Raw genomic sequence first — 23,776 nt, forward strand, 5'->3', positions numbered from 1 at the left:
GATCGATGTCGTCGGCACGCCGTAGGCTGGACCGGTGACCACCGCTCTGTACCGCCGCTACCGGCCCGAGACGTTCGGCGAGATGATCGGGCAGTCGCAGGTGACCGAGCCGCTCATGACGGCGCTGCGCGGCGATCGGGTCGGCCATGCGTACCTGTTCTCGGGACCGCGCGGATGCGGCAAGACGACGTCCGCGCGCATTCTCGCGCGCTGCCTGAATTGCGCCGAAGGCCCCACCGACACCCCGTGCGGCGTGTGCGAGAGCTGCGTCGAGCTCGGCCGCGGCGGGGGAGGATCGCTCGACGTCGTCGAGATCGACGCCGCCAGCCACAACGGCGTCGACGACGCCCGCGACCTGCGCGAGCGCGCGGTGTTCGCTCCGGCCCGCGACCGCTACAAGATCTTCATCCTCGACGAGGCGCACATGGTGACGCCCCAGGGCTTCAACGCGCTGCTGAAGCTGGTCGAAGAGCCGCCCGACCACGTCAAGTTCATCTTCGCGACCACCGAGCCCGAGAAGGTCATCGGCACGATCCGCTCGCGCACCCACCACTATCCGTTCCGGCTGGTGCCGCCGGCGGCGATGCTCGCGTACGTCGAAGAGCTGTGCGCGTCCGAGCACGTGATCATCGAGCCGGGCGTGCTGCCCCTGGTGGTGCGCGCCGGCGGCGGATCGCCGCGTGACACGCTGTCGCTGCTGGATCAGCTCATCGCCGGATCCGAGCCCACCGACGAGGGTGTCCTCGTGACCTACGAGCGCGCCGTCGCCCTCCTCGGCTACACGCACGCCGAGCTCCTGGACGAGGTCGTCGAGGCCTTCGCCGCCTCGGACGCCGCGGCGGCCTTCGCCGCGGTCGACCGCGTCGTGCAGACGGGGCAGGACCCGCGCCGCTTCGTCGACGACCTGCTCGAGCGTCTGCGCGACCTCATCGTCGTCGACGCTGCGGGCGCCGCCGCGTCCTCGGTGCTGCGCGGCGCGTCGGCCGAAGACCTCGCGGCGATGGCGCGGCACGCGGCGGCGTTCGGCGCGGCGCGCCTGTCGCGCACCGCCGACATCGTCATCTCGGCGCTCGACGAGATGACGGGTGCGACCTCGCCGCGCCTCCAGCTCGAGCTGATGGTCGCGCGCGTCCTGGCCCAGGGGGCTCCGGCCGCGACACCGGCACCTTCCCCGGTGGCCGCGCGGCCCGCGGCGCCCGCTCCGGCGCCGGCGCGTACCGCCGAGCCCGCGCGGGCGCCCGAGCCGGCTTCCGCCCCTGCGCCCGCAGAACCCGCGCCCGCGCCTGCTGCGGCGCCGCCCGAGCCCGAACCGGCGCCCGAGCCCGAACCGGCGCCCGAGATCCCGACCGGCCCCGTCACGCTCGCGCGCGTGCAGGAGGCATGGGGGACCGTCATGTCGCGGCTCGAGGACATCAGCCGCTCGTCGTGGATCATCGTCGCGACGGCACGGGTCGCCGACTTCGATGCCGACGTGCTCACCCTGGCCTTCCCCAGTCGCGCCGACGTCGGCCGATTCAAGCAGCGCACGGCCGGCGCCGGTCCGAGCGAGGATCTGCGCACGGCGATCCAGGGCGTGCTCGGGGTCCGCGTGAAGTACCTCGCCAAGCATGAGGACGACGTGTCCTCGCCGCCCGCGGGGGGAGCGTCGTCCGGCGGCGCCGGGTCGTCGCAGTCCGCGCCGTCCGCGCCGTCGTCGCCGTCCGCGACCGCCGGCGCTGCCACACCGCGTGCCGCCGCGAGCCCGTCGGCGGCGCACCGGTCCACTGCACCGTCGCAGGCCGCGCCGGTGACGGACTGGGCCGTCGCGCCGATTCCGGACGCCGGGCCCGCCGACGCGCCGGGGGCGGTCGCGCGGCCCGTCGCCCAGTTCGCCGTGGACGACGAGCCCGAGGACGCGACGTCGTCCGCGACCGTGCGCACCGCGACGGTGGCGCCCGCCGACGGCGGCGTGCTCCGCGAGGCTGACGTGGCGCCGTCGACCGCATCCGACGACGACGCCGAAGAGGACATCGAGACGGCTCCCGCCGACGCGCCCGTGCCTCCCGTCGTCGCGCCGCCGCTGACGCCCGCGACCCGCACCGACGGCGTGCAGCGCTACGGCGAAGCGGTCGTGCGGCAGGTCCTCGGCGCGACCTTCGTGCGCGAGGAGCCCTATGAGCCGCCGTCGAGGTTCAGCTGACGATGTACGACGGCATCGTCCAAGACCTGATCGACGAGTTCGGCCGCCTTCCCGGGATCGGGCCGAAGTCGGCGCAGCGCATCGCGTTCCACATCCTCCAGACGCCGGGCTTCGACGTCTCGCGCCTGGCCGAGCTCCTCGCCGATGTCCGCGACAAAGTGCGGTTCTGCGACATCTGCGGCAACGTCACCGAGCAGGAGCGCTGCTCGATCTGCCGTGATCCGCGCCGCAACCTCACGCTCATCTGCGTCGTCGAGGACGCCAAGGACGTCGCCGCGATCGAGCGCACGCGCGAGTTCCGCGGCCTGTACCACGTGCTCGGCGGCGCGATCAGCCCGATCGCGGGCATCGGGCCCGACGACCTCCGCATCGCGCAGCTCATGCAGCGGCTCGCCGACGGCACGGTGCAGGAGGTTATCCTCGCCACCAACCCGAACCTCGAGGGCGAGGCGACGGCGACGTATCTCAGCCGGCTGCTCGGTGCGATGGAGATCACCGTCACGCGACTCGCGTCGGGTCTTCCGGTCGGCGGCGACCTCGAGTACGCCGACGAGGTGACCCTCGGTCGCGCCTTCGAGGGGCGCCGCGCGATCTGAATCGGGCGCTCAGCCGCGACGGACGACGGCCCGGCCGAGACCGCGACCGACGCCGCGCCAGCGCCCCACCGCGGCGCGCGACCTCTCGACGCTGCCGAGCGAGGCGCGAACGGGCTGCCCGAGATAGATGCCGAGCGACGCGCCGACGGCCAGGCTGATGCCGATCGTCGCCGCGCTCGCGAGCGTGCCGAAGCCGGTCAAGAGCATCGCCGGCGAATCGCCCGCCTCGACGAGGCTGAGAAGGCCCCGGAACACCGCGACGCCGGGGACCATCGGCAGGATCGCCGCAATCGTGATCGCGACCGACGGCACGTGCAGCCGGTACGCGACGACGATGCCGGCGAAGCTGCCGGCGAACGCGCCGAGGCCGCTCGCGGCCGCGGCGTCGAACCCGAGGGCCGACGCCCCGAGGTAGCCGAGCCACGCGACGATGCTCAGTCCCGCGCTGACGAGCACGATGCGCAGACCCGAGCCGTTGATGATCGCGACCGAGATCGCGATGAGCGCCGCCCCCAGGAACTGCAGGGGCACGGGGCCGAACGGGAGCGCCTCGCTGGGCGGGTCGACGCCCAGGCCCAGCACGCGCGCGGTCTGCAGCCCGACCAGGATGCCGAGCACGACACCCAGGGTCTGGGTCACGAGCTCGAGGATGCGCCCCATGGCGGTCAGCGCGAAGCCGTCGATCGCGTCCTGAGCGGCCCCGACGACGGTGAGGCCGGCGAGCATCAGCACGACACCCGACGCGACGATCACCGACGGACGCGCCGATCCCACGGCCTCCCAGCCCGTGAAGGCCAGCAGGGGAGCCAGGGCCGCGACGAGCGTGAGGACGAACGCGCCCGCGATCTGGCTGAAGAAGAACGGCACGCGCAGCCGTGCGAAGCCGAACTGCGTCAGCGCCGCGAGGGCCGCCGCCACGAAGGCCAGCGCGAGCACGAGCCAGTTCACGCCGAACATGACCGCGACGCCGACCGCCAGCAGTGCCTGCGCGCCGATGACGGCCGCGGGCCGGTACAGGAAGGGCGTGCGGCGGATCTGCCGATAGCGGTCGACCGCGGCGTCCAGTCCCTCGCCCTGGCGGATCGCGGCGACCAGGGCCTGCAGCCGCTGCAGCTTCTCGTGATCGGGCACCGCGGCCCGCACGACGCGCATGATCGTGATGGGGCGCGGAGCGCCGCTGCGGTGGTACGCCGCGGTGATGGAGTTGTAGGTCACGTCCACGTGCACCGGATCCAGGCCGTAGGCGCGCCCCACGCGCACGATCACGAGCGTCACCTCGCTCGCGGGCGCGCCCGTGACGAGCATCGTCTCGCCGATGCGGACCGCGAGATCCAGCACGCGAACCGCCAGCGCGTCGTTGATGACGGGGAGCGCTTCGGTCGCATCCGAAACGACGATCTCGGAGTTGAAGAGGCTGCGCAGCGCCTCTCGGAGGCCTCGACGCCGTTGCCGCATCCGTCCTGCTCGCTTTCGCCCTCTGCCGCCGCGCGCGCCGCGCGTCACCTCGATGGTAGCGACGGGCACCCGATACCGGGTGTCACATGTCCCGGGCCGCTCCGGGCGGGTCCGTAAGATGGTCCGGTGGGCGCGGAATCGTCGCCCGAGCCTCAGCACACCGTGCCGCCTGGCGGCACCTCAGGAGTTTCATCGTGGCGCTCATCGTCCAGAAGTACGGCGGATCCTCGGTCGCCGATGCCGAGAGCATCAAGCGCGTCGCCAAGCGCATCGTCGACACGCGCCGCGCGGGCCACGACGTGGTCGTCGCCGTCAGCGCCATGGGCGACACCACCGACGAGCTGCTCGACCTTGCGGGGCAGGTCGCGCCGATCCCCGCCCCGCGCGAGCTCGACATGCTGCTCTCGAGCGGCGAGCGCATCGCGATGGCGCTGCTGGCGATGGCGATCCACTCGATGGGCTTCGAGGCCCGCTCGTTCACCGGCAGCCAGGCCGGCATGATCACGACGGCCGACCACGGCTCGGCCCGCATCGTCGACGTCACCCCGATACGGCTGCGCGAGGCCCTCGACGAGGGGGCCATCGTCATCGTCGCGGGCTTCCAGGGCTTCAACCGCGACACCCGCGACATCACCACGCTCGGCCGCGGCGGCTCCGACACGACCGCCGTGGCGCTGGCCGCGGCGCTGAACGCCGACGTGTGCGAGATCTACAGCGACGTCGACGGCATCTTCACCGCCGACCCCCGCGTCGTCCCCAAGGCGCGCAAGCTCGACCGCATCTCCAGCGAGGAGATGCTCGAGCTCGCCGCCAACGGCGCGAAGGTCCTCTACATCCGTGCCGTGGAGTACGCGCGCCGTCACGGCGTGCTGATCCACGCGCGTTCCACATTCAGCTCCGGCGTCGGCACGTGGGTGCTGGGCGCCGGCATGACCCTTCCCGAGGGCGAAGAGGGAGAGCACATGGAAGAGCCGATCGTCGCGGGCGTCGCGACCGACCTCAGCCAGGCCAAGATCACGATCATCGGCGTGCCCGACGTGCCGGGCAAGGCGGCCGAGATCTTCAAGATCGTGGCGAAGTCCGGCGCCAACGTCGACATGATCGTCCAGAACGTCTCGGCCGCCGCGACCGGCCGCACCGACATCTCGTTCACGCTGCCCAAGACCGACGCGGCGACCGCCCTGAAGGCTCTGGCCGCGGAGCAGGCGGACGTCGGCTTCGAGAACCTCGTGCACGACGACCAGATCGGCAAGCTGTCGGTCGTCGGCGCCGGCATGCGCACGCACTCGGGCGTCTCGGCGACGCTGTTCGAGGCGCTCAGCGTCTCGGGAATCAACATCGAGATGATCTCGACCTCCGAGATCCGCATCTCGGTCGTGGTGCGCGGCGACGACCTCGCCGAGGCCGCCCGCGTCGTCCACACCGCGTACGGCCTGGACGGCGACGTGGACGCGACCGTCTACGCCGGCACCGGAAGGTAGGATTCACACCCATGACCCGCATCTCCGACTCCGGACTCTCCGTCGCCGTCGTCGGCGCCACCGGCCAGGTGGGCACCGTCATGCGCGAGATCCTCGCGGAGCGGTCGTTCCCGATCCGCGAGCTCCGCCTGTTCGCCACCGCACGCTCGGCAGGCAGCGCCGTCGACTTCGGCGGCGCCACGATCATCATCGAGGACGTCGCCACCGCCGACCCTGCCGGAATCGACATCGCGCTGTTCTCGGCCGGCGCCACCGGGTCGCGCGCGCACGCGCCGCGCTTCGCCGAAGCCGGCGCCGTCGTCATCGACAACTCCAGCGCCTGGCGCATGGACCCCGACGTGCCGCTGGTCGTCGCCGAGGTCAACCCGCACGCGATCGAGGACCTGCCCAAGGGCATCATCGCCAACCCCAACTGCACGACGATGGCCGCGATGCCGGTGCTGAAGGTGCTCGACGCCGCGGCGGGCCTCGAGCGCCTCATCGTCAGCACGTACCAGGCGGTGTCGGGCTCGGGTCTGGCCGGCGCCCAGGAGCTCCTCGGCCAGGTCGAGGGCGTCCTCGCGCAGGGCGACACGCTGCGCCTCGTACACGACGGCTCTGCGGTGGACTTCCCCGAGCCCGAGAAGTACGTCGCGCCGATCGCGTTCGACGTCATCCCGTTCGCCGGCAACCTCGTCGACGACGGCCTGAACGAGACCGACGAAGAGAAGAAGCTGCGCAACGAGAGCCGCAAGATCCTCGAGCTCCCCGACCTTCGGGTGGCCGGCACGTGCGTGCGCGTGCCGGTGTTCACCGGCCACTCGCTGTCGATCAACGCCGAGTTCGCGCGCGAGCTCACCCCCGAGCGCGCCCGCGAACTGCTCTCCACGGCCCCCGGCGTCACCCTCGACGAGGTGCCGACGCCGCTGCAGGCCGCAGGCAAGGACCCGAGCTTCGTCGGCCGCATCCGCGCCGATCAGTCGGCTCCCGAGGGCAAGGGCCTCGTGCTCTTCATCGCGAACGACAATCTCCGCAAGGGCGCGGCCCTGAACGCCGTGCAGATCGCCGAGCTCGTCGCGGCGTCGCTCGGTCAGCCCGCGACCGCGTGATCGAATCGGATGCCCTCGCCCGCGGCATCCGAAGTATCTCGACGTCAAGACACCCGAGGAAGGGTAACTAGACTGACATGGTGACCGAACCCGTCGACGTCGTGCTCATCGGTGGTGGCATCATGAGTGCCACCCTGGGCACCCTCATCAGCGAACTTCAGCCCGACTGGAAGATCCACGTCTACGAGCGCCTGAGCGACGTGGCGATGGAGTCCTCGAACGCGTGGAACAACGCAGGCACCGGCCACGCCGCCCTGTGCGAGCTCAACTACATGCCCGCGGGCCCCGACGGCGAGCTCGACCCGGCCAAGGCGATCGCCATCAACGAGCAGTTCCAGCAGTCCCGTCAGCTGTGGTCGACCCTCGTCGACGAGGGTGTGCTGGATGCGCCGTCGACCTTCATCAACGCCACGCCCCACATGACGTTCGTCAAGGGCGAGAAGGACGTGGCCTACCTCAAGAAGCGCTACGAGGTGCTCAAGGCCGAGCCGCTCTTCGCCGGCATCGAGTACAGCGAGGACTCCCGCGTCATCAACCAGTGGGCGCCGCTTCTCATGCACAAGCGCCGCAAGGCCGACGAGCCGTTCGCCGCGACGCGCGTCCCGGCCGGCACCGACGTCGACTTCGGCGCGCTCACGCGCCAGCTGTTCGCGAACCTGCAGGCCAAGGGCGCCGAGGTCGTCACCAACCGCGAGGTGCGCGGGCTGAAGAAGCAGGCCGACGGCACGTGGACCGTGAAGTGGCGAAACACCATCGGCCGCACGCCCGGTTCGACCCGCGCGCGCTTCGTTTTCGTCGGCGCGGGCGGCTGGGCGATCAAGCTGCTGCAGGCCTCGGGCATCCCCGAGATCGACGGCTACGGCGTGTTCCCGATCGGCGGCCAGTGGCTGAAGACCTCGAACCCCGCCATCGTGGCCCAGCACAAGGCGAAGGTGTACTCGCAGGCGTCCGTGGGCGCCCCGCCGATGTCGGTGCCGCACCTGGACACGCGCGTCGTGGACGGCGAGGCCTCGCTGCTGTTCGGCCCCTTCGCGACATTCAGCCCGAAGTTCCTCAAGAACGGCAAGTGGACCGACATCGTCGCCCAGGTGCGCTTCGGCAACCTCTGGCCGATGATGAAGGTCGCCATCGACAACCCGAGTCTCATCTCGTACCTCGTCGGCGAGCTGCTGAAGAACCACAAGAAGAAGGTCGACAGCCTCCGCACCTTCATGCCAGCGGCGAAGGACTCCGACTGGGAGCTGCTCAACGCCGGCCAGCGGGCTCAGGTCATGAAGAAGGACCCCGACAAGGGCGGCGTCCTCCAGTTCGGCACCGAGGTCGTCACGAGCGCGGACGGGTCCATCGCGGGCCTGCTCGGCGCATCGCCGGGCGCGTCGACCGCCGTGTCGATCATGCTGGGCCTGCTCAAGACGTGCTTCCCCGACCAGATCGCGCTGTGGGAGCCGCGCCTGCGCGAACTCATCCCGAGCTACGGCGAGACGCTCAACTCGCGCCCCGACGTCGCGAGCGCGTCGCTGACCGAGACGGCGGGGACCCTGGCGCTGAGCGTGTGATCGGAAGCCGGGCCATTCCGTAGACTCCTCGGGTGGCCAAACTGTACTTCCGCTACGGAGCGATGAACTCCGGCAAGTCCACATCGCTCCTGCAGGCCGCCTACAACTACGAGGAGCGCGGTCAGCACGTGCTGCTGGCCAAGCCCGAGATCGACACCAAGGGCGCCGATCAGATCGACAGCAGGCTGGGCGTCAAGCGCCGCGTGGACTTCCTCATCGCGCCCGAGGACGATCTGCGCGCGCTGTTCGCCCACCACCGCGCGCGTCTGCGCGTGCGCGGCGAGGACGCCCTGATCCCCGAATCGGTCGCGACGGGCGAGGCCCCCGACGTCGCGTGCCTGCTGATCGACGAGGCGCAGTTCCTGACCCGCGCGCAGGTCGACGACCTGATGCGGATCGTCGTGCTCGACGGCGTTCCGGTGCTCGCGTACGGCATCCGCACCGACTTCCAGACGCAGGCCTTCCCGGGCTCGCGTCGCCTGCTGGAACTGGCCCACAGCCTCGAGGAGCTCAAGACGATCTGCCGCTGTGGCAGCAAGGCGCTGTTCAACGCGCGGCTCGTCGGCGGACGGTTCGTCTTCGAGGGCGATCAGGTCGCCATCGACGAGCTGAGCTCGGACCGCGTCACGTACGAGTCCATGTGCGCGGAGTGCTACCTGCGCGAGTCCGGGGGGCGGCTCGGCTGACCGGCGTCACGCGGGGGCGGTGACGCGCCGGGGAGGCCACGGCACCAGCATCGACGTCGTGCGCCGGTACTGCGCGTACGCGGGGTACTTCGCCGCCGAGATCGACTCGGTGAACCGCGTCGAGCCGACGAAGAGCGCCGACAGCAGAACGGCACCGGCGATCGAGGGGTTCAGCGCCCCGCCCCACGGTCCCAGTCCCGAGGCGGCCGCCGCCGTCGCGCCGATCGCGTAGAGCGCCCACCACTGCGCCTGCTCGAAGAAGAAGTTCGGATGCCGGCTACACGCGAACAGGCCCCTCGTGGCGAACCCGGGCTCGAGGGTCCCGCCCGCGGCCTTCTTGGCCTGCTGGAAGGCCCACTGCTGCTGGTCGGCGACCGACTCGCCGACCAGGAACCCCGCGAACAGCGCGGCGAACGCGGCATCCCATCCGGTGAGCGGGGCGGGATGGCGCCACGCGACCCACGCGGGGAGGGTGATGAGCACCAGCAGCGTCATCTGGAACCCGACGATGAAGATGAGGTTGAACACGCCGAACGCCGCGGGCGACATGCGGCTGCGCAGCACCGCCCAGCGGTAGTCCTCGACGCCGGAGTAGCCGCCCTTGCGGGCGAAGTTGAACGTCAGGCGCGCGCCCCATGCCGTCACGAGCAGCGCCATCAGCACGAGGCGGCCGGCATCGGTCCCGCCGTGCATGCCCGCGATCGCGAACACCCACACGTACACGACCGGCACGATCGACCACAGCCGATCGACCCACGAGGTGTCCTTCGTCACGAGCGACGCGATCCAGCAGAACCCGCTCGCGACGACGGCGATGCCGATCACGATCGGAAGGGGGTCCACATCGCCAGCGTAGGCGGTGGTTCGCGCCCCGCGGCGACACACGCGGTTGATCTGGTCAGACCACATGTGATAATCGTGGTCTGACCAAAGAGGAGAGCAATGACCGCATCCCCTGCCCGCGCACCGCGCGCCTGGCAGACGGTTCTGGAGAAGATCGAGGGCGATCTGCTCGAGGGCCGTCTCGCACCGGGCGACCGCCTGCCCGGAGAACGCGACCTGTCCGCATCCCTCGGTGTCGGACGCTCCAGCGTCCGAGAAGCGCTGCGTGTGCTCGAGGTGATGGGCCTGATCCGCACCGCCACCGGCTCAGGGCCGAACGCCGGCGCCATCATCATCGCCACGCCGGGGGGAGGGATGTCCGCGCTGCTGCGCCTGCAGGTCGCCGCCCAGGGCTTCCCGCTCGAGGATGTGGTGCGCACGCGCCTCGTGCTCGAATCGGCCGTCGTCGAGGCGCTCGCCGCCGACCCCGGCCGCTCCATCGAGGACGTCCACGCGATGCTCCACGCCATGGACGCCGATGACCTGGCGCCCGACGAGTTCCTCGCCCTCGACGCCCAGATGCACCTCGCGCTCGCCGAGGCCTCCGGAAACGTCGTCATCACCGCCATGATGGCGGGGCTGCGCGACGCCATCGAAGGCTACGTGCGCTCCGGCGCCGAGCGCTTCGCGGACTGGGACGCCGAGGCATCCCGCCTGCGGACCGAGCACGCCGCGATCATCGACGCGGTGGAGTCCGGCGACCCCTCCCGCGCGGCCACGCTCATCCGCGAGCACATCATCGGCTACTACGCCGAAGCGGGCCTGGCCCGCTCGCACGACTGACACGCACCGAGACCCCACCGACAACCCACCGACAGCCATCCGAAAGGCACCGCATGGTCACCCGCCAGCTCCCCAACCCCGCCGAGCTCCTCGAGCTCATGCAGTTCAAGAAGCCCGAGCTCAACGGCAAGAAGCGCCGCCTCGACTCCGCTCTCACCGTCTACGACCTCCGCACGATCGCGAAGCGCCGGACGCCCAAGGCGGCGTTCGACTACACCGACGGCGCCGCCGAAGGCGAGCTGTCGCTGGACCGCGCGCGCCGCGCGTTCGAGGACATCGAGTTCCACCCCGGCATCCTCAAGCCCGCGCCGTCGGTCGACACGTCGGTCGAGATCCTCGGCGGAACGTCTGCGCTGCCGTTCGGCATCGCGCCCACCGGCTTCACGCGGCTGATGCAGACCGAGGGCGAGATCGCCGGCGCCTCGGCGGCCGGCGCCGCCGGCATCCCGTTCACGCTGTCGACCCTCGGCACCACCTCGATCGAGGACGTGAAGGCGGCGAACCCGCACGGGCGCAACTGGTTCCAGCTGTACGTCATGAAGGATCGCGAGATCTCGTACGGCCTGGCTCGCCGCGCCGCCGAGGCCGGCTTCGACACCCTCATGTTCACCGTCGACACGCCGGTCGCGGGCGCGCGCCTCCGCGACAAGCGAAACGGGTTCTCGATCCCGCCGCAGCTGACGCTCGGCACCATCATCAACGCCATCCCGCGCCCGTGGTGGTGGTTCGACTTCCTCACCACGCCCAAGCTCGAGTTCGCGTCGCTGTCGACCACCGGCGGCACCGTGGGCGAGCTGCTGGACGCCGCCATGGACCCGACGATCTCGTACGAGGACCTCGCGGTCATCCGCGACATCTGGCCGGGCAAGATCGTGGTCAAGGGCGTGCAGAACGTCGAGGACTCCAAGAAGCTCGTCGACCTCGGCGTCGACGGCATCATCCTGTCCAACCACGGCGGACGCCAGCTCGACCGCGCCCCGATCCCGTTCCACCTGCTGCCGAAGGTCGTGCGCGAAGTCGGCAAGGACGCGACCGTCATGGTCGACACCGGCATCATGAACGGCGCAGACATCGTCGCGTCGATGGCGCTGGGGGCCAAGTTCACCCTCGTCGGCCGCGCGTACCTGTACGGTCTGATGGCGGGCGGACGCGAAGGCGTGGACCGCATGATCGCGATCCTCAGCAGCGAGATCGAGCGCACCATGAAGCTGCTGGGCGTGGCGAGCATCGAGGAGCTCCAGCCGAAGCACGTGACGCAGCTTCAGCGTCTGGCGCCGGTCGCCCAGCCCGCCCGCCGCCCTGCGGCGCGCACGAAGGCCCCCGCGAAGGCCTGAGCGCCCGAGCCGAGGTGGCAGGTTCGGTCCCGTCGCACCCTCTGTGACGACCGTTCCTGCCACATCGGTGTGCGCCGCCGTCGCGCAGGTGTCGGTTCCGGTCTGATCGGTGCGCGGGAAGCAGCGGATGCTGCCACCTCGGCGCGGCTGTCGCCGAGCAACCGCGGGCGCGCGGGCTCAGAGCGTCGGGATCAGGCCCTCGAGGAACACCGCGGTGTCCTCCCAGCCGTCCACGGCCTGGCAGCGCACGCCCATCGCGAGGACGGGGTAGTCGTTGCCGTCCGGGTCGAGCCGGTCGCCGACGAAGAGCATGTCGTCGAGGGGGATGCCGGTCTGCTCGGCGAGCTGGCGCATCCCGTAGGCCTTGTCGATGCCCCGGTGGGTGATGTCGACCGACGTCGAGCCGCCGGAGCGCACCTCGAGGTCGGGCAGGCGCTCGGCCACCGCCGCACGCAGGTCGTTCTTCTTGGCACCCGTCGGGTCCCACGCCTTCTTGGCGTCCAGCGGTGCGCGCTGGCCGAGAGCCGAGAACGTGATCTGCGAGCCCCGGTCCTCGAGGATGTCGCCCCACGTCCGGCTCTCCCAGTAGCCCAGGCGCCGGGCCTCCTCCTCGACGGCGGCGAGGGCGCGATCGCGCTGTTCGGCGGTGAGGGAGTGCGCGTAGACGGTGTCGACGCCTTCGGGCGCGATCCGGTAGTACTGCGTCCCGCACGTCGGCAGCAGGTGCATGCGCGCGAGCGTCTCGGGCGAGGTCTCGGGCAGGCGGTCGACGACCTGGGCGGTGAACTGCGCGAGCTGGCCGCCCGAGATGATCGCGACCTCGACGCGCTCGGCGAGCGCGATCAGCAGATCGCCGATGCGCTCGTGGATGGCGCTCTTGGAAGGGGCCAGGGTGTCGTCGAGATCGAACGCCACCAGGCGGATCGCGGTGCTTTCGGTCACGGTGTCCTCGCTGGTCGGCGCGTTCGGCGGCGATCTGCGAGAGGCTCCGCCTTCCGGCGGAGCCTCTCTGTGGTCGGGGTGACAGGATTTGAACCTGCGGCCTCTTCGTCCCGAACGAAGCGCGCTACCAAGCTGCGCCACACCCCGGTGGCAACCAGAAAAGTCTACCTGATCGCCGGCGGTGCACCGAATCGAGCGCCGAATCGAGCGCCGGATCGAGCGCCGCCTCGGGTGCCGGAGCCGGGCTGCGGGGTCATGCCGGCAGCAGCGTGATCAAGGACGCCTCGGGGCGGCACGCGAACCGCACGGGCGCGTAGATCGAGTGGCCGAGACCGGCGCTGACGTTGAGCACCGCCGTGCGCCCGTCGTGGGTCCACGCGCTCAGCCCCCGGGCCTGGTCGAGCGGGATGTCGCAGTTGGCCACGAGCGCCGAGCGCGACCCCGGGATGCGCACCTGACCGCCGTGGGTGTGACCGGCGAAGATCACGTCCGCGCCGAGATCGGTGAACTCGTCGAGCACGAACCGGTACGGAGCGTGTGTGACCCCGAACGTCAGTGCCGCCGTGCTCGCCGACCGCATCGCCGCCACGGGACCGGGGAGGTCCTCCAGGCGGTCCCAGCCTCGATGAGCGTCGCTGATGCCGAACAGGTCGAACCGCTGACCGCCGGCCGCCAGCGACCCTACCGTGTTGTTCAGCGGCAGCCAGCCGAGCTCGTCCCCGAGGTAGGAGTCGAGGGCGCCGGTGTCGAGGGGTTCGGACGAATGGACGGGCTTCGACGGTCCCGCGAAGTACATGAACGGGTTCCGCGGTGACGGCGAAGCGTGGTCGTTCGATCCGTGCACGAACGCGCCCGGAATGCCGCGCAGCGGCGCGAGCGCTTCACGCAGGCTCTCCAGCCCGCGCTCGTGCCCGAGGTTGTCGCCGGTGTTGATCACGAGGTCCGGCTGCAGCCCGGCCAGGCCCGCGATCCACCGCTGCTTGCGGTGCTGCCACGGCGCCATGTGTGCGTCCGAGATGTGCAGCACCCTCACCGGCTCGCTGCCGGCCGGCAGCACCCGCAGTGCGTGATGGCGGACCGTGAACAGATAGCGCTCGATCGCGACGCCCCAGATCGCCGCTCCCGCGCCGAGCGCCCCCACCGTGCCGAGCACGGTGAGGGCGCTGCGCGCTGCGCGCGTGGGCATCAGCCGTTGCCGCCGCCGCCGCCGCTGTTGCCGGGGCCGCCGACGCTGCCGCCGTCACCGGTGCCGCCGTCGCCGCCGCCGCAGCTGACGAGCGCGTAGTCGACGGTGATCTGCGTGTTCTGGTTGACCACGCTGCCGGCCCCCGGACTCGTGCTGGTCACACTGCCCTGGTTGTTGGCGTTCGGGTCCTCGACGCAGGATCCCTGCTGCACGTTGCCGAAGCCGGCTCTGCGCAGCTGGTTCATGGCGCGGTCGAGGCGCTCGCCCACGACGTCGGGCACCTCGACGCCCTGGCCGTTGGAGGGACGGATCGTCACGACGGTTCCGCCCGCGACACGGCCCGGCCCGGGATTCTGCGAGGCGACGACGCCCTCACGCTCCGACGAGTCGACCGGATCGCCGACCGTCACCGAGAAGCCCGCGCGCTGCAGGATGTCGGTGGCATCCTCGATGCTGCGGCCGACGACGTTCGGCAGGTCGGTGAGGACCTGGCGCGTCAGCTGGCTGTCGGGGCTCGGGAACGCGTCACCGCCCCAGATCTGGTTGGCCTTGCCCTGGACCTCGCGACCGATGGAGTAGCGCAGATCCGACAGGCGCAGTCCCGCGTCCGTCCACGTCTGGAACAGGTCGATGTTCTCGCTGGGGTTGCCGACCCACGTCGCCGTGGCGATCTTGGTGCTGGCCTCCATGAGCCACGTCTGCTTCGACTCGTGCGTTCCCGTCTTGCCGATCACGGGCACGCCGTCATAGGGGTTGCCCGCCGCGCCGGTGCCGCCGTTCATGACGCCCTGCAGCGCGTACGCGGCGGTCGCCGCGACGGCGGGGTCGAGCACCTGCGTGCAGTCGCGCTCGGGAAGCGTCCACTCGTTGCCCTCCGAGTCGGTGACCCGCTCGATCGCGCGCGGCTCGCAGTAGATGCCGTTGTTGGCGACGGTGGCGTAGGCCGCGGCCATCGACACGGGCGAGACGCTGTTGGTTCCGATGATCGACGAGAGGGTCCTCATGTCGACCTCGTCGCCGTTGCCCTGCGTGACGCCCATCTTCGTGGCGACCTTCTTGATGTCGCACAGGTCGAGCTGCTCCGCCATCGCGAAGTAGCCGGTGTTCAGCGAGTCGCGCGTGAACTGCATGGGCGTGCCGACGTAGCCGGGCGCGCGGGCGAAGTTGTTGATGAGGTCGCCGCCGAAGTTGACCCAGTCACCGTCGCACGAGTTGGGGATCCGCTCGAAGACGTGCAGTCGTCCGTTGAGCACCTCGTTGACCGAGTGCCCCTTCTCGAGCCAGTCGATGAGGGTGAACAGCTTGAACGTCGACCCGGCCTCGAAGCCGATGGACTGTCCGAAGTCCGCGTCGCCGGCGTACACGATCGACGAGGCGCCCGCATCGCCGGACGCGGTCTCGTCGAACTTCGTGTTCTGCGTGATCGACACGATCCGGCCGGTCTCGGCCTCGACGCTGACGCTCGCGGCGCCGAACGGGGTGTCGCCGATCGAAGCGGGGGCGTAGTTGGACACCGTCGCCTGCGCGGACTTCTGCAGCTCCCAGTTCAGCGTCGTGTAGACGTTGAGGCCGCCGCGGCGCAGCGCCTCGGTGCGCTCGTCGGGCGTCGCGCCGAAGGCGTCGTCGCGCTCGATGACGTAGCGCACGTACTGGCAGAAGTACTCGGCGCCGCCGGCCTCGGCGCAGCCGGTCTTGGGCTGCGTGATCTTCGGCTCGATCGGGGCCTCGTAGACCTCGTCGAACTGCTCCTGGGTGATCTTGCCGTCGTCGAGCATGCGACCCAGCACGTACTGCTGACGCTGCTTGGTGAGGGCGTAGCCGTCCTCGGCGCCGTTGACGGGGTTGCCCTCGGAATCCGTGATCGAGCCGCCGGTACGGTCGATGCGGTATGTGTTCGGGTTCTGGACGATGCCGGCCAGCGTGGCCGCCTGGGCGACGTTCAGATCGGCGGCCGAGACGCCGAAGTAATACTGCGCGGCCGCGTCGATGCCGTAGGTCGTGCCGCCGAAGTTGGCGATGTTGAGGTACCCGAGCAGGATCTCGTCCTTGGAGTACTTCTGCTCGAGGGCGATCGCGTAGCGCATCTCCTGGAGCTTGCGCTGGATGCCGTCGCTGCCGTCCGAGCGCGTCGCCTCGAACCAGCAGTTGTAGCGCTCCTCGTCGGACTCCGCCGTGGCCTCGCAGCGCTGGACGAGGATGTTCTTGACGTACTGCTGGCTGATCGAGGATCCACCCTGGGTCTCGCCGCCGCCGCGCAGGTTGCTCAGCACCGCGCGGGTCGTGCCGATGAGGTCGACGCCGCCGTGCTCGTAGTAGCGCGGGTCCTCACTGGAGAGGATCGCGTCGTACATCACCGGCGTGATCTCGTCGAACTCCACCGGCGAGCGGTTCTGGTCGTAGAACTGGGTGAGCTCCTGCCACTCGCCGTCCTCGTCCTTGGCGTAGATGGTGGTGGGGAGCATCAGCTTGTCGATGTCGAGCACGCTCGGGAGGTTGTCGAACATCGTGATGGCGCTCGACGCGGCGGCGCCGGAGACGGCGATCGCGGGCGTGACGGTGGCGCTGATGAGCACACCGGCGACGGCGCTGAGGCCAACGAGGCCGGCGAGACCGCCGAGCACACCGCTGGCCGTGCGTTTCGTATCGGGCATAGGCTTGATCGTAGGGGACAACCCTGGGGGAACCCCCGACGGCGGCCTGCCGCGGACGGGCATTCCCAGCGTCTTCCCACCCCTTCCCGCCCTACTTCCGAGGAGCCTCGATGACGACGTGGGAGTACCTCACCACGCCCCTTCTGATCCACAACACCGCCGCGATCCTCAACAACTGGGGCAAGCAGGGCTGGGAGCTCGTGCAGGTCGTGCCCGGCCCCGAAGGCGGGCTCGTCGCGTACTTCAAGCGCCCCATGGGCGGCGGTGCCGCCAACGCCGGGCTCGGCGCCGCGGCCGAGGCCGCCAAGCAGTTCGAGGGGGAGGGGGCATGACCGTCTCCGCTCGACTGGCAGAGCTCGGCATCGACCTGCCCGACGTGGTTCCGCCCGTCGCGGCCTACATCCCGGCCAAGGTCCACGGCGACCTCGTCTACACGTCGGGCCAGCTGCCCATGGTCTCCGGCGCGCTGCCTGCCACCGGCAAGGTCGGCGACGGGCACGGTCTCGTGCCGGCGTCCGACGCCAAGGACTACGCGCGCCGGTGCGCGCTCAACGCCCTCGCGGCCGCGGCGGCCGTCGTCGGCGGCGTCGACCGCATCGCCGGCGTCGTGAAGGTCGTGGGCTTCGTGTCGTCGGTGCCGGAGTTCACCGGGCAGCCCGGCGTCATCAACGGCGCCAGCGAAGTGCTCGGAGAGATCTTCGGCGACGCCGGGCGCCACGCGCGCTCCGCCGTCGGCGTCCCGGTGCTGCCGCTGGACAGCCCCGTCGAGGTCGAGGTCGTCTTCAGCCTGGCCTGAGCCTCTCGCACGCCTGAGCCTCTCGCACGCCTGAGCCTCTCGCACGCCTGAGGGGCGGATGCCGCCGCCCGCAGCATCCGCCCCTCAGGCATCTGTGTCCCACTTCTTGCCGCCCGACCGCGCTCCGCGCGACCAGAATCGGGACACGCCGACCCATGTGCGCGCCGCACCTTCGGTGCCTGTGCGTGCGTGTCCCACTTCTTGCCGCTCGACGTCGGTCGAGGCGACAGAAAGTGGGACATGAAGCGGATGCGGGCTACTTCACCTGAGCCGAGATGACGCTCATGACCGCCGTGTCGGCGAGCGTCGTGGTGTCGCCGACCTCGCGGCCCTCGGCGACGTCGCGCAGCAGGCGGCGCATGATCTTGCCTGAGCGGGTCTTGGGCAGTTCGCTGACGATGTAGATGTCGCGGGGCCGCGCGATCGGGCCGATCTGCTCGCCGACCCACGAGCGCAGCTGCGCCGCGAGACCTTCGGCGGTGTGCGCCTTGAGGAAGCTCTCCTTCAGGATCACGAACGCGACGACCGCCTGACCCGTGGTCTCGTCGGATGCGCCGACCACGGCAGCCTCGGCCGTGGCCTCGTGGGCGACGAGCGACGACTCGATCTCGGCGGTCGAGAGGCGATGGCCCGAGACGTTCATGACGTCGTCGACGCGACCCATGAGCCACACGTCGCCGTCCTCGTCCAGGCGCGCGCCGTCGCCGGCGAAGTAGAAGCCCTTGTGGGCGAACTTGTCCCAGTAGGTCTCGACGAACCGCTCGGGGTCGCCCCAGATGCCGCGCAGCATGCTGGGCCACGGCTCGGTGATCACCAGCAGCCCCCCGTTGCCGGTGCCGACGTGGACGCCGGCCTCGTCGACGACGTCGACCGAGATGCCGGGCACGGCGACCTGGGCGGCACCCGGCTTGGTGACCGTGACGCCAGGCAGGGCCGAGATCATGATGGCGCCGGTCTCGGTCTGCCACCACGTGTCGACGATCGGCGCGCGGTCCTCGCCGATGACGTCGCGGTACCAGACCCACGCCTCGGGGTTGATGGGCTCGCCCACCGAGCCGAGCACACGCACGCTCGTCAGGTCGAAGGACTGCGGGATCTGGCGGCCCAGCTTCATGAACGAGCGGATGGCGGTCGGCGCGGTGTAGAAGACGCTCACGCCGTACTTCTCGATGATCTCCCACCAGCGCCCCGGGTGCGGCGTGTCGGGGGTGCCCTCGTAGAGCACCTGCGTCGCGCCGTTGGCGAGCGGGCCGTACGTGACGTAGGAGTGCCCTGTGATCCAGCCGATGTCGGCGGTGCACCAGTAGACGTCGGATTCGGGGTGGATGTCGTGCACGACCCGGTTGGTGAAGGTCGCCTGCGTGAGGTAGCCGCCCGAGGTGTGCAGAATGCCCTTGGGCTTCCCGGTCGTGCCCGACGTGTAGAGGATGAACAGCGGGTTCTCGGCGGGGAACGGCTGGGCTTCGTGGTCGGCCGACGCGGCGGGCACGACGTCGTGCCACCACAGGTCGCGGCCCTCGGTCCAGGCCACCTCGTTCTCGCCGCGCTTGACGACGATGACGTGCTCGACGGTCTCCTGCGCGCCGGAGCCGCGATCGGCGAGGGCCTGATCGACGGCCGGCTTGAGCGGCGACACCTTGCCCTTGCGCCAGCCGCCGTCGGCGGTGATCACCAGGCGCGCGCCGGCGTCGTCGATGCGCGCGCGCAGCGAGTCGGCCGAGAAGCCGCCGAACACGACCGAGTGGATGGCGCCGACGCGGGCGACGGCGAGCATGGCGGCGACGGCTTCGGGGATCATCGGCATGTAGATCGCGACGCGGTCGCCGTGGCCGATCCCGAGGCCCTCGAGGACGTTCGCGAGGCGCTTGACCTCGTCGGTCAGCTCGGCGTAGGTGACGCGGCGCTCGTCGCCGGGCTCGCCCTCCCACAGCAGCGCGACGCGGTCGCCGTTGCCGGCTTCGACGTGGCGGTCGAGGCAGTTGTACGACACGTTGAGCTCGCCGTCGGCGAACCACTGCGCGAACGGCGGGTTCGACCAGTCGAGGACCTCGGTGAACGGCGTGTGCCAGTGCAGCAGCTCACGGGCCTGTTCGGCCCAGAAGCCCTCACGGTCGACCTTCGCCCGGTCGTAGAGGTCTCCATCGGCGACGGCCTGCGCCACGAATTCCCTGCTGGGGGCGAAGTGCCGGGTCTCATTGAGAAGGTGGTCGATCTGGCTGCTCATGCGGCGCGCTCCTTTGCGTGCAGACGGGGAAGCCGACGTTCGGCGAGTCTGAGATGCGAGGGTACCGATCCGCCTGCGGACGCACTACCTCCGATAGTGGGGGGGTCCACGCGAACCCGAACAACCGATATATCAGTTCGGCAAGCGCTCTTCTGTTTGTCCTCCCGCGCGGTTCTCGCCTATGCTCGTGAGCGGCCGAACATCTGATTCTGGCATTGCGGCACCCGAGTCACCCCCCGAAGTGCGGTGCCGCGCGTGGCGGCATCCCATTCCCCCCATGGGATGCCGCCCCTTACTTTTTCTGGACGGGTTCCAAGAATCGCGCGGAGCGGCCGTCTCGGCACTCTTCTCCTCCCCAGGTCCCCGGCACAGGCGCACCGTCCACGGGTGCTGGGGCACCGGCCCGGTGGGCGAGCGAAGGCACCTACCTTCGGGGGCATGTCCGAGCCCTTCGTCGTCCGGCCTCGCGCCTCGTCGCTCTCCACCGCCGGCTCCCTCGCGACCCCTGCACGGTGGGCGGTGACTGCGCCCGAGCCCGAGCCCGAGCCGCTCGACGAGGTCGTCGCCGAGGCGCCCGCGCCCCGCCCGGCCGCGCTCGAGCGGTTCGGATCGCTGCTGGACGACCCCGATGTCTCGGACGTGTTCGTCAACGGCTCACAGGGCCTGTTCGCCGATCGGGGACGCGGCGCCGAGCCGGTGCCCGGCTGGAGCGCCGGCGAGGAGGAGGTGCGCGAGCTCGCGGTGGCGCTCATCGGTCTCGGCGGGCGTCACATCGACGACGCCTCGCCCGCCGTCGACGTGCGCTCGACGGCGGGCTGCGCGTGCACGCGGTGCTCCCGCCGGTCGCCGTCGACGGCACGGCGATCTCGATCCGGGTCCCGCGACGGGATCAGCCGACCCTCGTCGAGCTCGAGCAGCGGGGGATGTTTCCGGCCGCCGCGCGCCGGAGCCTGGAGGCGATGGTGGCACGCCGCGACAACGTCCTGGTCACCGGCCCGGCCGGCGCGGGGAAGACGACGCTGCTGGCGGCCCTCCTGTCCGCGGCCGACGAACGCGAGCGCATCGTCACCGTCGAGGATGTCGCCGAGCTCCGCCTCAGGCATCCGCACCACATCCGCCTCGAGGCGCGCCAGCCCAACCTCGAGGGTGCGGGCGCCGTCGGGCTGTCGCGTCTCGTGCGCGAGGCGCTGCGCATGCGCCCCGACCGCCTCGTGGTCGGGGAGTGCCGCGGCGCGGAGATCCGCGACCTCCTCGCCGCGCTCAACACGGGTCACGACGGCGGGGCGGGAACCCTCCACGCCAACGGCCTGGCCGACGTCCCCGCCCGGCTCGAGAATCTGGGCGCGCTCGCCGGTCTCGACGACCGCGCGGTCGCGCGCCAGGCCGCGAGCGCCATCGATCTCGTGGTCCACGTCGGCAGGCGCCACGACGGCGCTCGGAGCCTCGTGGGCGTCGGTAGACCCGCTGTGTCCGCAGACGGGCGACTCACGATCGAGGAGGTGCCGTGCGCCGTCTGATCCGCCGGTCCGCGCGGACGGGCGACGACGCCTCCGTCGCGGCCGACACCCTGCTTCGGCTGGCGGTTCTGCTCCAGGCGGGCATCGCCCCTGGCCGGGCCTGGGATCGGCTCGCCGAGCTCGGCGACCCGATCGCCGAGCGCGTGCTCACGGGCGTCGCGGACGGCCTCGCGACGGCCGATGCGATCGAGCGCGCCGGACGCGCCCCGGACGAGACGCGCACGCCCCCCGAAGCGGGTGCGCACTCCGGCGCGGTGTGGCGCGAGGTGGCCGGGGCATGGCGTGTCGCCACCACGGTCGGGGCGCCGCTGGCCGACAGCCTCCGGGCGATCGCCGCGGCGCTGCGCGACACGCAGGAGGCGCGGGACGAGGTGCGTGTCGCGCTCGCCGAGCCGGCCGCGACGGCACGGCTCATGACGTGGCTGCCGCTGGTCGGCGTCGCGCTCGGGATGGCGCTCGGCTTCGACACGTTCGGCGTGCTCGTCGCGACCCCGGCGGGGACGGTCTGCGTGGTCGTGGGCGCCGTCCTGATGCTCGTCGCCCGATGGTGGACCGCCCGGCTCGTGGCGCGCGCCCGTGCGGCTGCGGCCGTGCCGGGACTCGGCTCCGAGGTGCTGGCGATCGCCCTGAGCGCCGGCGCCTCGGTCGAGCGTGCACGTTCGCTGACTTCGCGATGGCTCGGCGCGGAGCCGTCCGAGGTCGCCCGAGACCTGCTCGGCCTGTCGCAGCGCGCGGGCGTGCCGGCCGTCGAGCTGCTGCGCGCGGCCGCATCGCTCGAACGCCATCGCGCCCGCGTCGAGGCGCGCCTGAGGGCCGCGCGCCTCGCGACCGGGCTGCTCCTCCCGCTGGGCGTGTGCACGCTGCCGGCCTTCCTGCTGCTCGGCGTCGCACCGATGCTGCTGAGCGTCATGGGCGCGGTCGGGCCATCGCCGCCGCTCATGGGCGCGTCCGTGCCGTGACTGTCCCTTCCACCCAGCGCCCGCCCGAAACACCGACCGAGAACACCGAACCCCGAGAGAACCCAGAGAACGGAGCAGTCATGACCATTCCCCGCCTCACTCGGCGTCGCGCCGCACGCCTGTTCGGCGACGACGCCGGTGCCGCCACCGCCGAGTACGCCATCGCCACGATGGCCGCTGTTGCGTTCGCCGGGCTCCTCGTGGTCATCATGCGCAGCGACGAAGTGCGCGGCATCCTCACCGACCTGGTGCGACGTGCGCTCACGGTCGAGTAGACCCGCCGGCCGCGACTCCGACGTCGGCGCCGTCGTGGCCGAGTTCGCGATCGCGCTGCCCGCCATCGCCCTGGTGCTGGCGTTCGGCATCGGGGGACTGGTGACGGGTGCGCGCCAGGTGGTGCTTCAGGACGCCGCCGCGGACGCCGCGCGCCTCGCCGCGCGCGGCGAGACCGGCGAACGGGTGGAGCAGACGGTCCACCGGGCCGTGCCTGACGCGCGGATCGTGTCCGATCGGCGGGGTGAGCTCATCTGCATCACGGTGATCGCTCCCGCCGCGCCCGCCGTGCTCGGACCCCTCAGCGCCACGGGGTGCGGGATCGGCGAGGTCCGCTGATGGCCGGCGCCGCGTCCTCGCTCGCGGTGGCGGCCGCCGTGGGGGCATGCGCCGTGGCGCTGGTCGCCGTCGCTGCGGCCGCCGGCCACGGTCAGCGGGTCGCGGCGGCGGCCGACGCCGCGGCCCTCGCGGCCGCCGACGCCGCGTCGGGTGCGATCACCGGGTACCCGTGCGAACGGGCGACGCAGGTCGCGCGTGCGCTGGGTGCCGATGTGCTCGAATGCGACCTCGCGGGTCTCGTGGCGACGATCGCGGTCTCGGGCGGATCCGGGGCGATGCGGGTCGTGGCCACCTCGCGCGCCGGCCCGCCGCCGTGACGGGCGGCGCGTCCGCACCCGTCGCCGAGCGGCCGGCGGAGGCCTTTCGGCGCACGTGGGCGAGGCGTAACGTGCGCACCGGAGGGCCGACCCGCGGCCCGATCGAGGAGGTCTCATGAAGCGCATGATCGTCGGCAGCGTCGCCGCGCTCGTGCTCGTGTTCGCCGGCGCAGGAGCCGCGAACGCGGGAGAGGTCAACGGAAAGGGGGACCCGATCCCCGCCCCCGACAAGGCGCATTCCGAGTGCGTCTACTCGGGACTCGACACGCTGGATTCCATCGAGATGAATCCGCCGCAGTTCGACGACGACGCCCTCGCGATGGTGGGCAACCAGTCGCCGGGCGGGAAGGACCGCTACCACGGGGTGCAGAGCTACGGCATCTTCGTCAAGGCCGGCCTGAAGGACGTCATCCCGATGTCTCCCGGCACGAGCTGCCGAGGCCACTGACACCAGGAGGGAGGCCGAGCGGGCAGGGGTCCGCGCAGGCGGGCGATGCGGCTCGCGGCGCGGGCCCCTTCCCGCTCTTCGCTC

At 71.2% G+C, this 23,776-nt stretch carries 22 protein-coding genes and 1 tRNA gene; 16 read left to right on the forward strand and 7 right to left on the reverse strand.

Annotated features, from left to right (window positions below):
- The first annotated feature begins 34 nt into the window (after positions 1-34).
- Both P0L94_01240 and recR read left to right on the forward strand, forming a co-directional pair.
- The gene (locus P0L94_01240; protein WES64708.1) at positions 35-2,179 is read left to right on the forward strand and encodes a DNA polymerase III subunit gamma and tau; all 2,145 of its coding nucleotides are present in this window, start codon (positions 35-37) and stop codon (positions 2,177-2,179) included.
- A 2-nt stretch (positions 2,180-2,181) separates the two neighbouring features.
- On the forward strand, positions 2,182-2,775 hold the full coding sequence (gene recR, locus P0L94_01245) for a recombination mediator RecR (protein WES64709.1): 594 nt from the start codon (positions 2,182-2,184) through the stop codon (positions 2,773-2,775).
- Positions 2,776-2,784: 9 nt separating this feature from the next.
- Here recR and P0L94_01250 read toward each other — a convergent pair whose 3' ends face one another.
- Entirely contained in the window at positions 2,785-4,230 is a 1,446-nt protein-coding gene (locus P0L94_01250) for a threonine/serine exporter family protein (GenBank protein ID WES64710.1), read from the reverse strand.
- Positions 4,231-4,424: 194 nt separating this feature from the next.
- Here P0L94_01250 and P0L94_01255 point away from each other — a divergent pair, with 194 nt between their 5' ends.
- The 4 genes from P0L94_01255 (at position 4,425) to P0L94_01270 (ending at position 9,041) form a co-directional block, all read left to right on the forward strand.
- Positions 4,425-5,711, forward strand: coding sequence for an aspartate kinase (locus P0L94_01255; GenBank protein WES64711.1), 1,287 nt, complete (start codon positions 4,425-4,427; stop codon positions 5,709-5,711).
- An 11-nt stretch (positions 5,712-5,722) separates the two neighbouring features.
- The gene (locus tag P0L94_01260; protein WES64712.1) at positions 5,723-6,799 is read left to right on the forward strand and encodes an aspartate-semialdehyde dehydrogenase; all 1,077 of its coding nucleotides are present in this window, start codon (positions 5,723-5,725) and stop codon (positions 6,797-6,799) included.
- A gap of 80 nt (positions 6,800-6,879) precedes the next feature.
- Positions 6,880-8,355 carry a malate dehydrogenase (quinone) gene (gene mqo / locus P0L94_01265; GenBank protein ID WES64713.1) on the forward strand — a complete coding sequence of 492 codons (1,476 nt, stop codon included), beginning with the start codon at positions 6,880-6,882 and terminating at the stop codon, positions 8,353-8,355.
- 32 nt (positions 8,356-8,387) lie between these two features.
- Positions 8,388-9,041, forward strand: coding sequence for a thymidine kinase (locus tag P0L94_01270; GenBank protein WES64714.1), 654 nt, complete (start codon positions 8,388-8,390; stop codon positions 9,039-9,041).
- Positions 9,042-9,047: 6 nt separating this feature from the next.
- Here the strand turns inward: P0L94_01270 and P0L94_01275 are convergent, their stop codons facing one another.
- Complete coding sequence (locus tag P0L94_01275; protein ID WES64715.1) at positions 9,048-9,884, reverse strand: DUF1295 domain-containing protein; 837 nt, start codon at positions 9,882-9,884, stop codon at positions 9,048-9,050.
- A 99-nt stretch (positions 9,885-9,983) separates the two neighbouring features.
- Here P0L94_01275 and P0L94_01280 point away from each other — a divergent pair, with 99 nt between their 5' ends.
- A complete protein-coding gene (locus P0L94_01280) occupies positions 9,984-10,706 on the forward strand; it encodes an FCD domain-containing protein (GenBank protein WES64716.1) in 723 nt (240 codons plus the stop codon).
- Positions 10,707-10,759: 53 nt separating this feature from the next.
- Positions 10,760-12,040, forward strand: a complete 1,281-nt coding sequence (locus P0L94_01285) for an alpha-hydroxy acid oxidase (GenBank protein WES64717.1) — start codon at positions 10,760-10,762, stop codon at positions 12,038-12,040.
- A gap of 177 nt (positions 12,041-12,217) precedes the next feature.
- Here P0L94_01285 and P0L94_01290 read toward each other — a convergent pair whose 3' ends face one another.
- The 4 genes from P0L94_01290 to P0L94_01305 all read right to left on the reverse strand — a co-directional run bounded on the left by P0L94_01290 (position 12,218) and on the right by P0L94_01305 (position 16,819).
- Positions 12,218-12,982, reverse strand: a complete 765-nt coding sequence (locus P0L94_01290) for an HAD-IIB family hydrolase (GenBank protein ID WES64718.1) — start codon at positions 12,980-12,982, stop codon at positions 12,218-12,220.
- Positions 12,983-13,052: 70 nt separating this feature from the next.
- Positions 13,053-13,129: transfer RNA gene (locus P0L94_01295), tRNA-Pro, on the reverse strand.
- A gap of 106 nt (positions 13,130-13,235) precedes the next feature.
- A complete protein-coding gene (locus P0L94_01300; protein WES64719.1) occupies positions 13,236-14,168 on the reverse strand; it encodes a metallophosphoesterase in 933 nt (310 codons plus the stop codon).
- The gene (locus P0L94_01305) at positions 14,168-16,819 is read right to left on the reverse strand and encodes a transglycosylase domain-containing protein (GenBank protein WES64720.1); all 2,652 of its coding nucleotides are present in this window, start codon (positions 16,817-16,819) and stop codon (positions 14,168-14,170) included. The genes P0L94_01300 and P0L94_01305 overlap by 1 nt, the downstream gene beginning before the upstream one ends.
- Positions 16,820-16,929: 110 nt before the next feature.
- Here P0L94_01305 and P0L94_01310 point away from each other — a divergent pair, with 110 nt between their 5' ends.
- Positions 16,930-17,151: a hypothetical protein gene (locus P0L94_01310; GenBank protein ID WES64721.1), complete on the forward strand. Its 222-nt coding sequence runs from the start codon at positions 16,930-16,932 to the stop codon at positions 17,149-17,151.
- Positions 17,148-17,615: a RidA family protein gene (locus P0L94_01315; protein ID WES64722.1), complete on the forward strand. Its 468-nt coding sequence runs from the start codon at positions 17,148-17,150 to the stop codon at positions 17,613-17,615. The genes P0L94_01310 and P0L94_01315 overlap by 4 nt, the downstream gene beginning before the upstream one ends.
- 256 nt (positions 17,616-17,871) lie before the next feature.
- Here P0L94_01315 and acs read toward each other — a convergent pair whose 3' ends face one another.
- A complete protein-coding gene (gene acs / locus P0L94_01320; protein WES64723.1) occupies positions 17,872-19,839 on the reverse strand; it encodes an acetate--CoA ligase in 1,968 nt (655 codons plus the stop codon).
- A 512-nt stretch (positions 19,840-20,351) separates the two neighbouring features.
- Between acs and P0L94_01325 the strand changes: the two genes are divergently transcribed.
- The 6 genes from P0L94_01325 (at position 20,352) to P0L94_01350 (ending at position 23,692) form a co-directional block, all read left to right on the forward strand.
- Positions 20,352-21,356 (forward strand): ATPase, T2SS/T4P/T4SS family, encoded by a 1,005-nt coding sequence (locus P0L94_01325; GenBank protein WES64724.1) that lies wholly within the window; start codon positions 20,352-20,354, stop codon positions 21,354-21,356.
- A complete protein-coding gene (locus P0L94_01330; protein ID WES64725.1) occupies positions 21,344-22,315 on the forward strand; it encodes a type II secretion system F family protein in 972 nt (323 codons plus the stop codon). The genes P0L94_01325 and P0L94_01330 overlap by 13 nt, the downstream gene beginning before the upstream one ends.
- 80 nt (positions 22,316-22,395) lie before the next feature.
- On the forward strand, positions 22,396-22,590 hold the full coding sequence (locus tag P0L94_01335; GenBank protein ID WES64726.1) for a DUF4244 domain-containing protein: 195 nt from the start codon (positions 22,396-22,398) through the stop codon (positions 22,588-22,590).
- 34 nt (positions 22,591-22,624) lie between these two features.
- Entirely contained in the window at positions 22,625-22,927 is a 303-nt protein-coding gene (locus P0L94_01340; protein WES64727.1) for a TadE family type IV pilus minor pilin, read from the forward strand.
- Positions 22,927-23,244, forward strand: coding sequence for a hypothetical protein (locus tag P0L94_01345; protein ID WES64728.1), 318 nt, complete (start codon positions 22,927-22,929; stop codon positions 23,242-23,244). Before P0L94_01340 ends, P0L94_01345 begins: the two co-directional genes overlap by 1 nt.
- A gap of 115 nt (positions 23,245-23,359) precedes the next feature.
- Positions 23,360-23,692 (forward strand): hypothetical protein, encoded by a 333-nt coding sequence (locus P0L94_01350; protein WES64729.1) that lies wholly within the window; start codon positions 23,360-23,362, stop codon positions 23,690-23,692.
- Positions 23,693-23,776 lie beyond the last annotated feature (84 nt).

This window comes from Microbacter sp. GSS18, assembly GCA_029319145.1.
Lineage (GTDB): Bacteria > Actinomycetota > Actinomycetes > Actinomycetales > Microbacteriaceae > Microbacterium.

Excerpts from the sequence above, each read along its gene's own strand:
- recR (WES64709.1), top strand. The coding sequence starts at position 2,182 with ATGTACGACGGCATCGTCCAAGACCTGATCGACGAGTTCGGCCGCCTT.
- P0L94_01250 (WES64710.1), bottom strand. The coding sequence starts at position 4,230 with ATGCGGCAACGGCGTCGAGGCCTCCGAGAGGCGCTGCGCAGCCTCTTC.
- P0L94_01260 (WES64712.1), top strand. The coding sequence starts at position 5,723 with ATGACCCGCATCTCCGACTCCGGACTCTCCGTCGCCGTCGTCGGCGCC.
- P0L94_01280 (WES64716.1), top strand. The coding sequence starts at position 9,984 with ATGACCGCATCCCCTGCCCGCGCACCGCGCGCCTGGCAGACGGTTCTG.
- P0L94_01285 (WES64717.1), top strand. The coding sequence starts at position 10,760 with ATGGTCACCCGCCAGCTCCCCAACCCCGCCGAGCTCCTCGAGCTCATG.
- P0L94_01300 (WES64719.1), bottom strand. The coding sequence starts at position 14,168 with ATGCCCACGCGCGCAGCGCGCAGCGCCCTCACCGTGCTCGGCACGGTG.
- P0L94_01305 (WES64720.1), bottom strand. The coding sequence starts at position 16,819 with ATGCCCGATACGAAACGCACGGCCAGCGGTGTGCTCGGCGGTCTCGCC.
- P0L94_01310 (WES64721.1), top strand. The coding sequence starts at position 16,930 with ATGACGACGTGGGAGTACCTCACCACGCCCCTTCTGATCCACAACACC.
- P0L94_01315 (WES64722.1), top strand. The coding sequence starts at position 17,148 with ATGACCGTCTCCGCTCGACTGGCAGAGCTCGGCATCGACCTGCCCGAC.
- acs (WES64723.1), bottom strand. The coding sequence starts at position 19,839 with ATGAGCAGCCAGATCGACCACCTTCTCAATGAGACCCGGCACTTCGCC.
- P0L94_01335 (WES64726.1), top strand. The coding sequence starts at position 22,396 with ATGACCATTCCCCGCCTCACTCGGCGTCGCGCCGCACGCCTGTTCGGC.
- P0L94_01345 (WES64728.1), top strand. The coding sequence starts at position 22,927 with ATGGCCGGCGCCGCGTCCTCGCTCGCGGTGGCGGCCGCCGTGGGGGCA.
- P0L94_01350 (WES64729.1), top strand. The coding sequence starts at position 23,360 with ATGAAGCGCATGATCGTCGGCAGCGTCGCCGCGCTCGTGCTCGTGTTC.